This is a genomic window from Plantibacter sp. ME-Dv--P-095 (assembly GCF_030209365.1).
GTDB lineage: Bacteria > Actinomycetota > Actinomycetes > Actinomycetales > Microbacteriaceae > Plantibacter.
This window is the reverse complement of record NZ_JARVSB010000006.1, coordinates 106,240-118,442: the sequence shown is the minus strand read 5'-3', so window position 1 is coordinate 118,442 and position 12,203 is coordinate 106,240. Positions and strand designations below refer to the sequence as shown.

The 12,203-nt window shown below is 71.2% G+C and carries 10 protein-coding genes; 9 read left to right on the top strand and 1 reads right to left on the bottom strand.

The window, feature by feature from the left end; all coding sequences use genetic code 11:
* The first annotated feature begins 44 nt into the window (after positions 1-44).
* From kdpC to QRN26_RS08825, 6 genes are all read left to right on the top strand, one after another.
* Complete coding sequence (kdpC, locus tag QRN26_RS08850) at positions 45-653, top strand: potassium-transporting ATPase subunit KdpC (protein WP_056009340.1); 609 nt, start codon at positions 45-47, stop codon at positions 651-653.
* Positions 654-731: 78 nt separating this feature from the next.
* Complete coding sequence (locus tag QRN26_RS08845; RefSeq protein WP_285036277.1) at positions 732-3,227, top strand: sensor histidine kinase; 2,496 nt, start codon at positions 732-734, stop codon at positions 3,225-3,227.
* Positions 3,224-3,910: a response regulator gene (locus QRN26_RS08840; protein ID WP_056009344.1), complete on the top strand. Its 687-nt coding sequence runs from the start codon at positions 3,224-3,226 to the stop codon at positions 3,908-3,910. Before QRN26_RS08845 ends, QRN26_RS08840 begins: the two co-directional genes overlap by 4 nt.
* A gap of 143 nt (positions 3,911-4,053) precedes the next feature.
* Positions 4,054-4,506 (top strand): SRPBCC family protein, encoded by a 453-nt coding sequence (locus QRN26_RS08835; protein WP_056009346.1) that lies wholly within the window; start codon positions 4,054-4,056, stop codon positions 4,504-4,506.
* Positions 4,496-4,645, top strand: coding sequence for a hypothetical protein (locus QRN26_RS08830; RefSeq protein ID WP_157579871.1), 150 nt, complete (start codon positions 4,496-4,498; stop codon positions 4,643-4,645). The genes QRN26_RS08835 and QRN26_RS08830 overlap by 11 nt, the downstream gene beginning before the upstream one ends.
* 43 nt (positions 4,646-4,688) lie before the next feature.
* Positions 4,689-5,918 carry an MFS transporter gene (locus tag QRN26_RS08825; protein ID WP_285036276.1) on the top strand — a complete coding sequence of 410 codons (1,230 nt, stop codon included), beginning with the start codon at positions 4,689-4,691 and terminating at the stop codon, positions 5,916-5,918.
* 138 nt (positions 5,919-6,056) lie between these two features.
* Here QRN26_RS08825 and QRN26_RS08820 read toward each other — a convergent pair whose 3' ends face one another.
* The gene (locus QRN26_RS08820) at positions 6,057-7,511 is read right to left on the bottom strand and encodes a threonine/serine exporter family protein (RefSeq protein WP_285036275.1); all 1,455 of its coding nucleotides are present in this window, start codon (positions 7,509-7,511) and stop codon (positions 6,057-6,059) included.
* A 135-nt stretch (positions 7,512-7,646) separates the two neighbouring features.
* Between QRN26_RS08820 and QRN26_RS08815 the strand changes: the two genes are divergently transcribed.
* The 3 genes from QRN26_RS08815 to QRN26_RS08805 all read left to right on the top strand — a co-directional run bounded on the left by QRN26_RS08815 (position 7,647) and on the right by QRN26_RS08805 (position 12,056).
* Positions 7,647-9,068 (top strand): HNH endonuclease signature motif containing protein, encoded by a 1,422-nt coding sequence (locus QRN26_RS08815; protein WP_285036274.1) that lies wholly within the window; start codon positions 7,647-7,649, stop codon positions 9,066-9,068.
* Positions 9,069-9,177: 109 nt separating this feature from the next.
* Positions 9,178-10,602, top strand: a complete 1,425-nt coding sequence (locus QRN26_RS08810) for an APC family permease (RefSeq protein WP_285036407.1) — start codon at positions 9,178-9,180, stop codon at positions 10,600-10,602.
* Between the two features lie 83 nt (positions 10,603-10,685).
* Positions 10,686-12,056 carry an LLM class flavin-dependent oxidoreductase gene (locus QRN26_RS08805; RefSeq protein ID WP_056009355.1) on the top strand — a complete coding sequence of 457 codons (1,371 nt, stop codon included), beginning with the start codon at positions 10,686-10,688 and terminating at the stop codon, positions 12,054-12,056.
* Positions 12,057-12,203: the final 147 nt, after the last annotated feature.

The window sequence follows — 12,203 nt, the reverse complement described above, 5'->3', positions numbered from 1 at the left end:
CCCCTCGCCCCAGTACCCCAGCACACGAAAGCAGACAGAACATCATGAGTGCATCCCGCAGCGGCATCGCCCAGTACTGGGTCGCCATCAGGGCCATGCTCGCCCTCACCGTCGTCCTCGGCGTCGGCTACCCCCTCATCGTCACCGGGATCGGACAGGCGACGATGTCGTGGCAGGCGAACGGCTCGCCCGTCTCGGAGGGTGGGAAGACGGTCGGCTCGGCGCTCATCGGGCAGTCGTTCACCGACGCCGACGGCAAGCCGCTGCCGCAGTGGTTCCAGTCGCGTCCGTCCGCAGCGGGCGACGGCTACGACGGCGGCGCGTCGAGCGGCAGCAACCTCGGGCCGGAGAACACCGACCTCGTCGCCTCGATCGAGGAGCGCCGGGCGGCCATCGCCTCCTTCGAAGACGTCGATCCGGCGAGCGTCCCCGCCGACGCGCTGACGGCCTCCGCGTCCGGCCTCGACCCGCACATCAGCCCGGCGTACGCGCTGCTGCAGGTGCCCCGTGTCGCCGCCGAGCGCGGCCTCGACGAGGGCGAGGTCCGGGCCCTCGTCGAGCGTCTGACGCAGGGTCCCGACCTCGGCTACCTTGGGGAGTCCACGGTCAACGTCCTGCAGCTCAACCTCGCCGTGGCAGGACTGGACGGATAACACCATGCAGCGCGGACGACACAGCGCGGCCCCCGGGGTCGGCAGGACCTACGCCATGCTCCAGGAGAACTGAACACCATGCAGCGCGGACGACTCCGGGTGCTCCTCGGCGCGGCCCCCGGGGTCGGCAAGACCTACGCCATGCTCGAGGAGGGCCACCGCCTCGCCGCGGAGGGCGTCGACGTAGTGGTCGCGGTCGTCGAGACCCACGGCCGGGCCGCGACGGCCGCACTGACGGAGGGCCTCGAGACGCTGCCGCGCCGGGGCGTCGAGCATCGGGGTGTGACGCTCGACGAGATGGACCTCGAGGCCGTCCTCGAGCGCCGCCCCGGGCTCGCCCTCGTCGACGAACTCGCCCACACGAACGCGCCGGGCTCCACGAACGACAAGCGCTGGCAGGACGTCGAGGCCCTGCTCGCCGCCGGCATCCCGGTGCTGTCGACGGTCAACATCCAGCACATCGAGTCGCTCAACGACGTCGTGCGGCAGATCACCGGGGCGCCGCAGCGGGAGACCATCCCCGACGCCGTGCTCCGGGCCGCAGACCAGATCGAGCTCATCGACCTCGCTCCACAGGCGCTCCGCGACCGGCTCGCCGGCGGCCGCGTCTACCCGGCCGAGCGGATCGACGCCGCCCTGTCCAACTACTTCCGCCTCGGCAACCTCACCGCTCTCCGCGAGCTGGCCCTGCTGTGGCTGGCCGACGAGGTCGACTCCGCCCTCCGCGACTACCGCGCCGAGCACGGCATCGACAGCACCTGGGAGGCGCGCGAGCGAGTCGTCGTGGCCCTCACCGGCGGACCCGAGGGCGAGACCCTGCTCCGTCGGGGCGCCCGGATCGCCGCCCGTTCCTCCGGCGGGGAGCTCATCGCGGTGCACGTGACGACGCAGGACGGCCTCCGCACCGCGAACCCCGGTGCACTCGCGCAGCAGCGGGCACTCGTCGACACCCTCGGCGGCACCTTCCACCAGGTCGTCGGCGACGACGTGCCGCGCGCGCTCGTGGACTTCGCGAAGGCGGCGAACGCGACGCAGCTCGTCATCGGCGTCAGCCGGCGCAGTCGCCTGTCGGCCGCCGTCACCGGCCCCGGCATCGGGAACACGGTCATCCGCGAGTCCGGCAACATCGACGTCCACATCGTCAACCACGAGGCGGCCGGTGGGCGGTTCCGGCTGCCGAAGCTCGGCGGTGCGCTGAGTGCGCGGCGCCACATCGCCGGCTTCGCCCTCGCGCTGATCGGCGGGCCGCTCGTCACCTGGCTCCTCCACCTCGCCCGCACCGAGGAGTCGATCACGAGCGAGGTGCTCTCGTACCAGCTGCTCGTCGTGCTCGTCGCCCTCGTCGGCGGCTTCTGGCCGGCGGTGTTCGCGGCCGTCCTCTCGGGCATCACGCTCGACTTCGTCTTCGTCCAACCGCTGTACACCGTCACCATCGACGACCCCGCGCATCTCGTCGCGCTCGTGCTCTACGTGGTCATCGCGGTGATCGTGAGCGGCGTGGTCGACCTCTCGGCGCGTCGTGCCCGGGTGTCGAGGCGCGCGGCGGCGGAGTCCGAGCTGCTGGCGACGGTCGCGGGCAGCGTGCTCCGCGGCGAGGGCGCCCTGCAGGCGCTCGTCAGTCGGACCCGCGAGTCGTTCTCGCTCGCCGGCGTCCGCCTCGTCGCCGGAGACGCGGTCCTCGCGGTCGACGGCGAACCGACCCGCGGCGGGGACTTCACGAGCATCCCGATCGGCACCCGTGCGGTGCTCGAGCTGCACGGCGGCGTGCTCGCGGCCTCCGATCGCCGCCTGCTCGCCGTCATCGCTGCGCAGCTCGACGCCTCGCTCGAGCACACCGACCTGCGCGCCACCGCCCAGGAGGTCGGTCCGCTCGCCGCGACCGACCGGGTCCGGAGCGCGCTGCTCTCCGCGGTCAGTCACGACCTCCGCCGCCCGCTCGCCGCCGCCACCGCCGCGGTGACCGGCCTGCGCGCGACCGACGTCGAGCTGACCACGACGGACCGCCAGGACCTCCTCGAGACCGCCGACGACAGCCTGCGCACGCTGGCGGCCCTCGTCACGAACCTGCTCGACGTCAGTCGTCTCCAGGCCGGCGTCCTCGCGGTGACGGTCGCCCCGATCGACGTCGAGGACGCGATCCTGCCGGCCTTCGACGAGCTCGGCATCGGGCCGCAGGACGCCGAGCTCGACCTCGCGCCCGACCTCCCGCCCGTCCTCGCCGACGCCGGCCTCCTGCAGCGCGTCATCGTGAACCTCCTGACGAACGCGCAGCGCTTCAGCCCGGACGACACCCCCGTCCGGATCGCGACGAGCGCGTTCCGCGGCGCCGTGGAGATCCGCATCGTCGATCACGGCCCGGGGATCGCGCCCGACCGACGCGAGGACGTGTTCGTCCCCTTCCAGCGGCTCGGCGACACCGACAACCTCACCGGCCTCGGCCTCGGTCTCGCCCTCTCGAAGGGCTTCGTGGAGGGGATGGGTGGCACACTCGAACCCGAGGACACCCCGGGCGGAGGTCTCACCATGGTGGTGTCGCTGCCGGCCGTGCCGACCGAGGAGCCAGCAGCCCGATGAAGATCCTGATCGCCGACGACGACCCGCAGATCCTCCGCGCCCTCCGCATCACGCTCACCGCGCGCGGCTACGAGATCATCACCGCCGAGGACGGCACCGCAGCCCTCAACGCCGCGACGGAGCACCGCCCCGACCTCTACCTGCTCGACCTCGGCATGCCGGGACTCGACGGCAAGCAGGTGATCGAGGGGCTGCGCGGGTGGACCGATGCGCCCATCCTCGTCGTGTCCGGGCGGGCCGGTTCGACGGACAAGGTCGAGGCGCTCGACGCCGGGGCCGACGACTACGTGACGAAGCCGTTCGCCATCGACGAACTGCTGGCGCGGATCCGTGCGCTCACCCGCCGGGTGCCGGGCGCCGAGGCGGAACCGACCGTGCAGTTCGACGACATCGTGGTCGACCTCGCCGCGAAGCAGGTCACGAGACAGGTCCCCGGCGCCGCACCGGTCACCGTCCGCCTGACGCCGACGGAGTGGCAGGTGCTCGAACTCCTCCTCCGGAACGCCGGCAAACTCGTCACCCGGCAGATGCTGCTCACGGAGATCTGGGGGCCGACGCACGTGACCGACACCGGCTACCTCCGCCTGTACATCGCCCAGCTGCGGAAGAAGCTCGAGCCGGAGCCCGGTGCACCACGTCATCTGCTCACGGAGGCCGGCATGGGGTACCGCTTCCAGTTGTGAGCCGAGGCCGGGCAGGGTAACAGGTTGCCGCGTCTCCGGCTACGCCCCCGGAATCGCAGCTTGCACGCGTACCGTCGCAATCGCGTTCGGGCTTTCCGGACGAGACACACGCAGGTACCGCAGAAGCAGAGAGGATGGCTCCCATGACGCAGGTCATCGAAACCATCGACGTCGACGTTCCCGTCTCCGTCGCCTACAACCAGTGGACCCGCTTCGAGGACTTCCCCAAGTTCCTCGACGAGGTCGAGTCCATCACCCAGGTCACCGACGTCCTCACCGAGTGGACCGTCAAGGTCGCCGGCCAGACCCGCGTCTTCGAGGCGGAGATCACCGAGCAGCACCCGGACGAGCGCGTCGCTTGGACGAGCACCGGTGGCGAGGTCGATCACGCCGGCGTCGTCACGTTCCACCGTCTCGAGGACGCGAAGACCCGTGTCACCGTGCAGCTCGACTGGGAGCCCAAGGGCCTCCTCGAGCACCTCGGATCGGCGCTCGGTGTGGACAACCACGCGATCAAGAAGGACCTCGGCAACTTCAAGCAGCTCGTCGAGACCGAGGGTCAGACCGGACAGGGATGGCGTGGCGATGTCGAGTGACGGCCCCCGCCCCGGTCCCCCGCACACGCACGACGACGTGAAGGACGCCGCGAAGCACGACGTGCCGAAGCCCGAGGAGGTCGACCCCGAGACGGGGACCGACGCCGAGGGCGACCCGGTCGAGAACCCTTCGGGCTAGTCAGGCACCACCCGCACCACCTCGCCACCCCTAGGCTCGGAGCATGAGTGCCCGCGCCGGTCAGGCGAACCCCCGCCCCGCGCTGTCCGCCGATCTCCGGCGGCGGCGCGGGGCGATCTTCGTCTTCATGCTGACCGTCGGGGTCGGCCTGTCGTCCTTCATCGTCCGCACGCCCGCCGTCCGCGACCTCGTCCATGCGAGCACCGCCGAGATGGGCCTCATCCTCTTCGGGATCTCCGTCGGGTCGATGACGGGCATCCTCTCCTCCGCGGCCCTCGTCCGGCGGTTCGGTGCACGGCGGCCGATCGTCATCGGCGGGGCGGCGTTCGTCACCGGGCTGGCCCTGCTCGCCCTCACGGCGGGCGTCGGGCAGGGCATCGGTGTCTTCCTCGGTCTCGTCGGGATCGGCCTGGGCTTCGGCCTCGCGGAGATCGCGATCAACATCGAGGGTGCGCTCATCGAGCAGCTGTCCGGCCGATCGATCCTGCCCGTCCTCCACGGCTGCTACAGCCTCGGTTCCGTCATCGGCTCAGTGGCCGGCATCGCGCTCACCGCGATCGCCTTCCCCGTGACGATCCACCTGCTGATCGTCGCGGCCGTCGCGCTGGCGGCGCTGGTGTGGGCGACGCCGAAGATCCCGGCCGAGACCGGACGGCAGTCCGACACGGGCGCCGACTCCCCCGGGATCCGTGCGCAGCTCGCGGTCTGGCGGCAGCAGCGGGTCGTCTTCCTCGGGCTCATCGTGCTCGCCCTCGCGCTCGCGGAGGGTGCGGCCGGCGACTGGTTGCCGCTCATCATGGTCGACGGGCACGGCACCACGGCTGCCGTCGGGTCCATCGTCTTCGCCGGGTTCGCGCTCGCCATGACGATCGGACGGTTCTCCGGTGAGCCGTTGATCGCCCGGTTTGGCAAGGCGAACGTACTGCGGGTGAGCGCGATCGTGTCGGCCGTCGGCATCGCCCTCGTCGTCTTCTCCGACAATGTGCTCGTCGCGGGGCTCGCGGTCCTGCTGTGGGGGCTCGGTGCGGCGCTCGGCTTCCCGGTGACGCTCTCCGCGGCGGGCGAGAGCGACGACCCGACGACGACGGTCGGCGCGGTCGCCTCGGCGGGCTATGTCGCGTTCCTCGTCGGGCCGCCGTTGCTCGGCTTCCTCGGGGAGCACTTCGGGCTGCGGGGCGCGATGATCGTCGTCCTCGCGGTCGTCGTCCTGGCGTCGTTCCTGACCTCCGCGGCGAAGCCGCAGCAGCGGACGGCCACGCCAGCCGGGCACTGAGCCTGTCCCCCGGTCCCTGAGCCGCAATCACCCGGTCCCTGAGCCGCAACCACCGGGTCCCTGAGCCGCAACCACCGGGTCCCTGAGCCTGTCGAAGGGCGCATCTCGACAAGTACGGCGCCCCGCCCCCGGCCCCGCTCAGCGCGGGTGACGCTTGGAACGCCGGATGTACCCGGGCAGCAGCACGCGGCCCGAGACGCCCGTGCGGCGGGCGAGGATCTCACCCAGTGTGACGCCGGCGGCGAGCGCGAGGCCGGTGAGCCCTGCCTGCAGCAACTGCTCGACCCCTTCGGAACCCTGCTCGCCGTTCACGAGCGCGAGCATGCCGCGATAGATCGCGAGCCCGGGCAGCAGCGGGACGATCCCGCAGATGGTGAGGATGATCGCCGGGATCCGCAGCCGCGGGCCGAGTGCCTCCGCGGCGAAGCCGATGATGAGCGCGGCGAGCGCGCTGGCCGCTGCGGGGGCGACGCCACTGCCGGAGACGAACACGAAGACGGAGAATGCGACGGCGCCCGTGATTCCGGCGAAGAACGCCGCGCGGACGGCCGCCTGCGAGGCCATCGCCCACGCGGCCGAGGCCACCGCCGCGCCGACGATCTGTACAGCGACGGGCCAAGGGCTGACGGGGAGGTCGAACAGCACGAGGGAGATGCCGAGGCGTCGGGCGAGGTCGAGGACGCCACCGATGCCGACCACGATCCCGATGGTCAGGAGCATCACCTCGACGAGCCGTCCGCTCGCGGTGACCGGGAACCCGTTGATCGCGTCGTCTGCCGCTCCGACGAGCGAGGCGCCTGCGAGCAGCACCACGATGCCCGACGCGACGATGAGGGCGGGCGGCAGGGCCGAGAGGTCGTCCGGTACGTAAGGGCTGAGGATCGAGATGAGGACGGCGACGGTCGTGGCGATGGCCGCCCCGGTGAGTTGGAGGAAGAAGACCGGCAGCTTCCAGACGTTCAAGGCGCGGAACGCACTGTCGATGAGCGCGGTGGTGGCGGCGGCGAGCAGCATCGAGACCACGCCGCCCCCGAGGAGGACGGCGACGGCCGCTGCCATCGTCGACAGCAGTACGGTGACGAAGCCTCGCCGGTAGGTGCGGCGTGCCGTGAGGATGCGGTCGAGGTCGCGGTGGGCGGCGCCCAGGCGGGCGTGCAGTTCGTCGCGGACGTCGGCCTCCTCGTCGGGGGCGACGTCGGTGACCGTCATGATCGGTTCGGATCGGTTGGTGATGCCCTCGGCGACTACGACGACCTTGGCGAGCCGGTCGAAGTCGGCGGAGGGCGAGCGGACCACGCGGAGCACGGTGACGCCCGGCGACAGCTCGGACCCGTCGTGCGCGATGAGGATCGAGGTGAAGGTGAGGTCCACCTGGCACTCGAGGTCGAACGCCCGGCAGACCCGGCGGATGGCGTCGGTGACCTCGGCCGCTGCGGCTCCGAGAGCCAGCATCGACTCCCCGATCCGGCCGGCCAACTCGAGCACTTCGCGCACGGGCCGTTCCGCATTGAGGCGGACGACCGCCTGCTCGTCGACGCCGTCCGGCGCCGCTCCTCGGACTCCCCCGGCCAGCTGACTCAGCAGCGAACGCATACCCACTCGCTCATCGTACGAGTCACGGGTGACGGCGCTGTCGCTCTGGCGTTCGGCGGTCGTCTGTGCGAGGCCTTCGGGCGCCCGGGGGAACTGGTCAACTCGAATGTCAGTGGTCCATGGTGGACTGGATCCATGACCGAGAACGACGCGATCCAGGGGCCTGAGGCACCCGGGGCGCCGGGGGTGCCTGCGCCCCACGAGCACCCGAGCGACGTCTTCGCCGACCGGATCGCCTCGTTCACCGACCGCTTCGTCGACCTCGCCCGCCGCCGCTCGGCACTCGACGCGGAGGAGGCCCGGCTCCTCGCGGAGGCGTTCGCGTATGCCGACGCCACCGCATCAGCGTTGGTCTCCGCGAGCACCACCTCGACCGACGCCCGCGACCTCGCGAGGCGGTCGATGTGCGCGTCGCTCGCGATCGCCACGAGGATGTCGGAGCCGACGCTCCAAGCGCGGGTCGGCGACGCCGAAGCGCTCGTCCACGACGCACCCACCGTGCTCGAGGCGCTGGCGCAGGGTTCCATCAGTGGCGGTCACGCCCGAGCCATCACCGACCAGCTGCGCGACGTCCCGGCGGAGGGTCGTGCGGTGTTCCTGGAGCAGGTGCTGCCCGTCGCCACCCGATCCACGGCCGCTCGCCTCCGGCATCGCGCCAGGGTCGTGCGCGAGCGACTGCATCCCGAGTCGTTCACCGCTCGGCGCGCACGCTCGATCGCCGACCGCCGGGTCGAGCTCGAGGCTGCGGCCGACGGCATGGCGTGGGTGCACCTGTTCACCACGGCGCCGCTCGCCCACGCGATCAGGAACCGTCTCGACGCCGTCGCGGTCCCGGCGCGGATCGCCGGCGACACCCGCACGCTCGCGCAGCTGCGCGCCGACGCCCTCGCCTCGCTCGCCGTCGCCGGCACGGTGCACGACGACGTCGGCCCCATCCCCGTCGACCCGGAGACGACCGGGACGTTCACGTGGCTTCCCGGTTCCGCGCCGCTCGACGCCGCCGCCAGGATCGCGGAGGAGGCGATCGCCGCCGGGGCCACCCCTTTGCTCGCCGAGCCGGTCGGCATCGAGGCCCGCATCCGGGCGACCGTGCAGATGACCGTTCCGGCACTGTCCGCCCTCGGCGTCACCGACGAACCGGGCGAGCTCGACGGCTACGGCCCGATCGACCCCGACACCGCCGCCCGACTCGCCGTCACCGCGCCCTCGATGACCCGCATCCTCACCAACCCCGAAACGGGAGCCGTGCTCTCCGTCGGGCGTGGCCAGTACCGGGTCCCGGCAGACCTCGCCCGCGCCGTCCGCCTGCGAGACACCACGTGTCGTGCACCGGGCTGCGGGCGCGCCGCCCGGAGCTGCGACCTCGACCACTCGGTCGCCTGGCAGGACGGCGGCACGACAGCTGTCGACAACCTCGCCTGTCTCTGCCGACATCATCACCGGCTGAAACACCTGACGGGTTGGGACCTCGAGCACCATCCAGGCGGCGTCCTCACCTGGACGACACCCGATGGCCGTCGGCACGAGACCAGACCGGAGCTCGCCGAGACGGGATAGGCACGGGCATCCGTCGTCCACCCGCGGCGAGCGACCGCGCCACCCGCGTCTACCATGGGTACCCGTGACTGATCGCCGACTCCCGCTCCTCGCGCAGCTGCGCCGGCGCATGCCGCTCGTCCGCCTCGGTACGGATCAGGCGGCGTCCGGTGGGTCCCTCCGCCGCTCGCTCGGGGTGTGGCAGCTCACGATGATCAGCGTCGGTGCCACGCTCGGCACGGGCATCTTCGTCGTCCTCGGCACCGCGGTCCCACTCGCCGGCCCGGCCGTGTGGATCGCGTTCGCGGTCGCCGGGCTCGCGGCCCTGCTGTCGGCGCTGTCCTACGCCGAGATGGCCGGCTCGGTGCCCGTCTCCGGGTCCAGCTACTCCTACGCCTACGCGACGATGGGCGAGGGAGTCGCCTGGGTGTGCGGGTGGTGTCTCGTGCTCGAATACGGGGTCTCCGTCGCGGCCGTCGCCGTCGGTGCCGGCCAGTACGTGAACGAGGCGCTCGCGGTGTTCGGACTCGGCCTCCCGCCCGCGCTCGCGAACCCGATCGGCGTCGCCGACGGCCTGATCAACCTGCCGGCCGCTGCCCTCGTGCTACTAGCCATGCTGCTGCTCGTCCGTGGCGCGAAGGACAGCGCGTGGGCGAACACGGTCATGGTGTTCGTGAAGCTCGCCGTCCTACTCGTGTTCGTCGTCATCGCGTTCTCGGCGTTCTCGCTCGGTAACTTCGAACCGCTCGCACCCATGGGGGTCGCCGGGATCGCCGCAGCGTCCAGCCGCCTGTTCTTCTCTTACATCGGCTTCGACGCGGCATCGACCGCGGGCGACGAGGCGACGAACCCGCGCCGCGATCTGCCGCGCGCGATCATCCTGTCGATGGTCATCGTCACCGCCGTCTACATCCTCGTCGCCATCGCCGCGATCGGCGCCCGCCCATGGACCGAGTTCGCCGACGACGAGTCCGCGTTCGTCGGCATCCTCACCGAGATCACCGGGCAACCGCTCGTCGCGCTCTTCTTCTCGATCGGCGCCGTCATCGCGATCGCGAGCGTCGTCCTCACCGTCTACTACGGCCAGACGCGCATCCTGTACCGCATGGCGCAGGACGGCATGGTGCCTCGGGTGTTCTCGCGGGTCGGTCGCCGCAGCGGCACGCCCGTCGCCGGAACGGTCATCGTCGGCGCGGTCGTCGCCGTGGTCGCCGCGCTCATCCCCCTCGGTGAACTCGCGGACGCCACCAGCATCGGCACCCTGTTCGCGTTCGCGCTCGTGAACCTGTCGGTCATCCTGCTCCGCCGCCTGCGGCCGGACCTCGACCGCAGCTACTCGGTCCCCCTGTTCCCGTTCGTGCCGGCACTCGGCATCGTCATGTGCCTGGGGCTCATGGTGTCGCTCGGCGGCACGACCTGGCTCGTCTTCCTCGTGTGGATGCTCGCCGGGGCGGCCCTGTACCTCGCGTACGGCCGCCGGCACTCCACGGTCGGTGCCCTGAGCGACGCGGAGTACGCCGAGGCGCTCGCGGCGGAGGACACCGCCCGCAAGTAGCGCACGCAGCCCAGATGACGCCCTGTTACGGGGAACCCGGATTGCCAGGCTGCGTCCGGGACGGGTGATGCAGGATCGTCCTCATGACTCGTCAGATCCGCTTCAACGCCTTCGACATGAACTGCGTCGCCCACCAGGCCTCGGGCATGTGGCGTCACCCCGACGACCGATCGAGCACCTACAAGGACCTCTCCTACTGGACCGACCTCGCCCAGTTGTTGGAGCGCGGGAACTTCGACGGCATCTTCATCGCCGACGTCCTCGGCACCTACGACGTGTACGGCGACAGCAACGAGGCCGCGATCCGCAACGGCGCGCAGGTGCCGGTGAACGACCCGATCCTGCTCGTCTCGGCGATGGCCGCGGTGACGAAGCACCTCGGCTTCGGGGTCACCGCAGGCACCGCCTACGAGCACCCGTACCCGTTCGCGCGACGCATGTCGACGCTCGACCACCTGACCAAGGGTCGTGTGGGCTGGAACGTCGTCACCGGCTACCTGCCGAGTGCGGCACGCAACATGGGGCACGACGACCAGCTCGAGCACGATGAGCGGTACGACGTCGCCGACGAGTACCTCGAGGTCCTCTACAAACTGTGGGAGGGCTCGTGGGAGGACGACGCCGTCGTGCGCGACCGCGAGACGGGCGTGTTCACCGACCCGACGAAGGTGCACGAGATCGGCCACTTCGGCAAGCACTACACGGTGCCAGGCATCCACCTGTCCGAGCCGTCCACGCAGCGCACGCCCGTGATCTACCAGGCGGGTGCGTCGCCGCGCGGCATCCAGTTCGCCGCGGGCAACGCGGAGGCGATCTTCGTCGGTGCGTCGACGAAGGCTGGCCTGAAAGCGACCGTCGGTCGGATCCGCGACGCCCTGGAGGCGGCCGGTCGCGACCGGTACTCCGCGAAGATCTACACCCTCCTCACGATCATCACCGACGAGACGAGCGAGAAGGCCCAGGCCAAGCACGAGGACTACCTGCAGTACGCGTCGCAGGAGGGTGCGCTCGTGTTCATGTCGGGGTGGATGGGCATCGACCTGTCGCAGTACGACCCCGAGGAGCCGATCGGCAACGTCGAGAGCAACGCCATCCAGTCGGCGGTCGCCAACTACCAGGCGGCCAACGAGGAGGGCGGCGAGTTCAAGGTGAAGGACATCGCGCGCATGGGGGCGATCGGTGGACTCGGGCCGCGGATCGTCGGGAGCGCGTCGGAGATCGCCGACACCCTGCAGGAGTGGGTGGAGGAGACCGACGTCGACGGCTTCAACCTCGCGTACGCGATCACGCCGGGCACCTTCGAGGACATCGTCGAGTTCGTGATCCCCGAGCTGCGACGTCGTGGCGCCTACCCGGAGGAGTACGTCGAGGGCAGCCTGCGGCACAAGCTCCACGGTCGTGGGGACCGCCTCCCCGAGGAGCACACCGGGGCCCGCTACCGCTACGCGAAGTAGGTTCTGCTCCCTCGGTCCCTGAGCCTGTCGAAGGGCCCACGCAACCACGCAGGCCGACCCCGCGAACCAACCACCCCGGTCCCTGAGCCTGTCGAAGGGCACCACGGGCAACCCCCGGCCGTCGACAAGCTCAGGGACCGAGGTGCG

Coding starts and splice junctions, on each gene's coding strand:
- QRN26_RS08815 (WP_285036274.1), top strand. CDS start 7,647: ATGACCGAGAACGACGCGATCCAGGGGCCTGAGGCACCCGGGGCGCCG.
- kdpC (WP_056009340.1), top strand. CDS start 45: ATGAGTGCATCCCGCAGCGGCATCGCCCAGTACTGGGTCGCCATCAGG.
- QRN26_RS08835 (WP_056009346.1), top strand. CDS start 4,054: ATGACGCAGGTCATCGAAACCATCGACGTCGACGTTCCCGTCTCCGTC.
- QRN26_RS08830 (WP_157579871.1), top strand. CDS start 4,496: ATGTCGAGTGACGGCCCCCGCCCCGGTCCCCCGCACACGCACGACGAC.
- QRN26_RS08805 (WP_056009355.1), top strand. CDS start 10,686: ATGACTCGTCAGATCCGCTTCAACGCCTTCGACATGAACTGCGTCGCC.
- QRN26_RS08810 (WP_285036407.1), top strand. CDS start 9,178: ATGCCGCTCGTCCGCCTCGGTACGGATCAGGCGGCGTCCGGTGGGTCC.
- QRN26_RS08820 (WP_285036275.1), bottom strand. CDS start 7,511: ATGCGTTCGCTGCTGAGTCAGCTGGCCGGGGGAGTCCGAGGAGCGGCG.
- QRN26_RS08845 (WP_285036277.1), top strand. CDS start 732: ATGCAGCGCGGACGACTCCGGGTGCTCCTCGGCGCGGCCCCCGGGGTC.
- QRN26_RS08840 (WP_056009344.1), top strand. CDS start 3,224: ATGAAGATCCTGATCGCCGACGACGACCCGCAGATCCTCCGCGCCCTC.
- QRN26_RS08825 (WP_285036276.1), top strand. CDS start 4,689: ATGAGTGCCCGCGCCGGTCAGGCGAACCCCCGCCCCGCGCTGTCCGCC.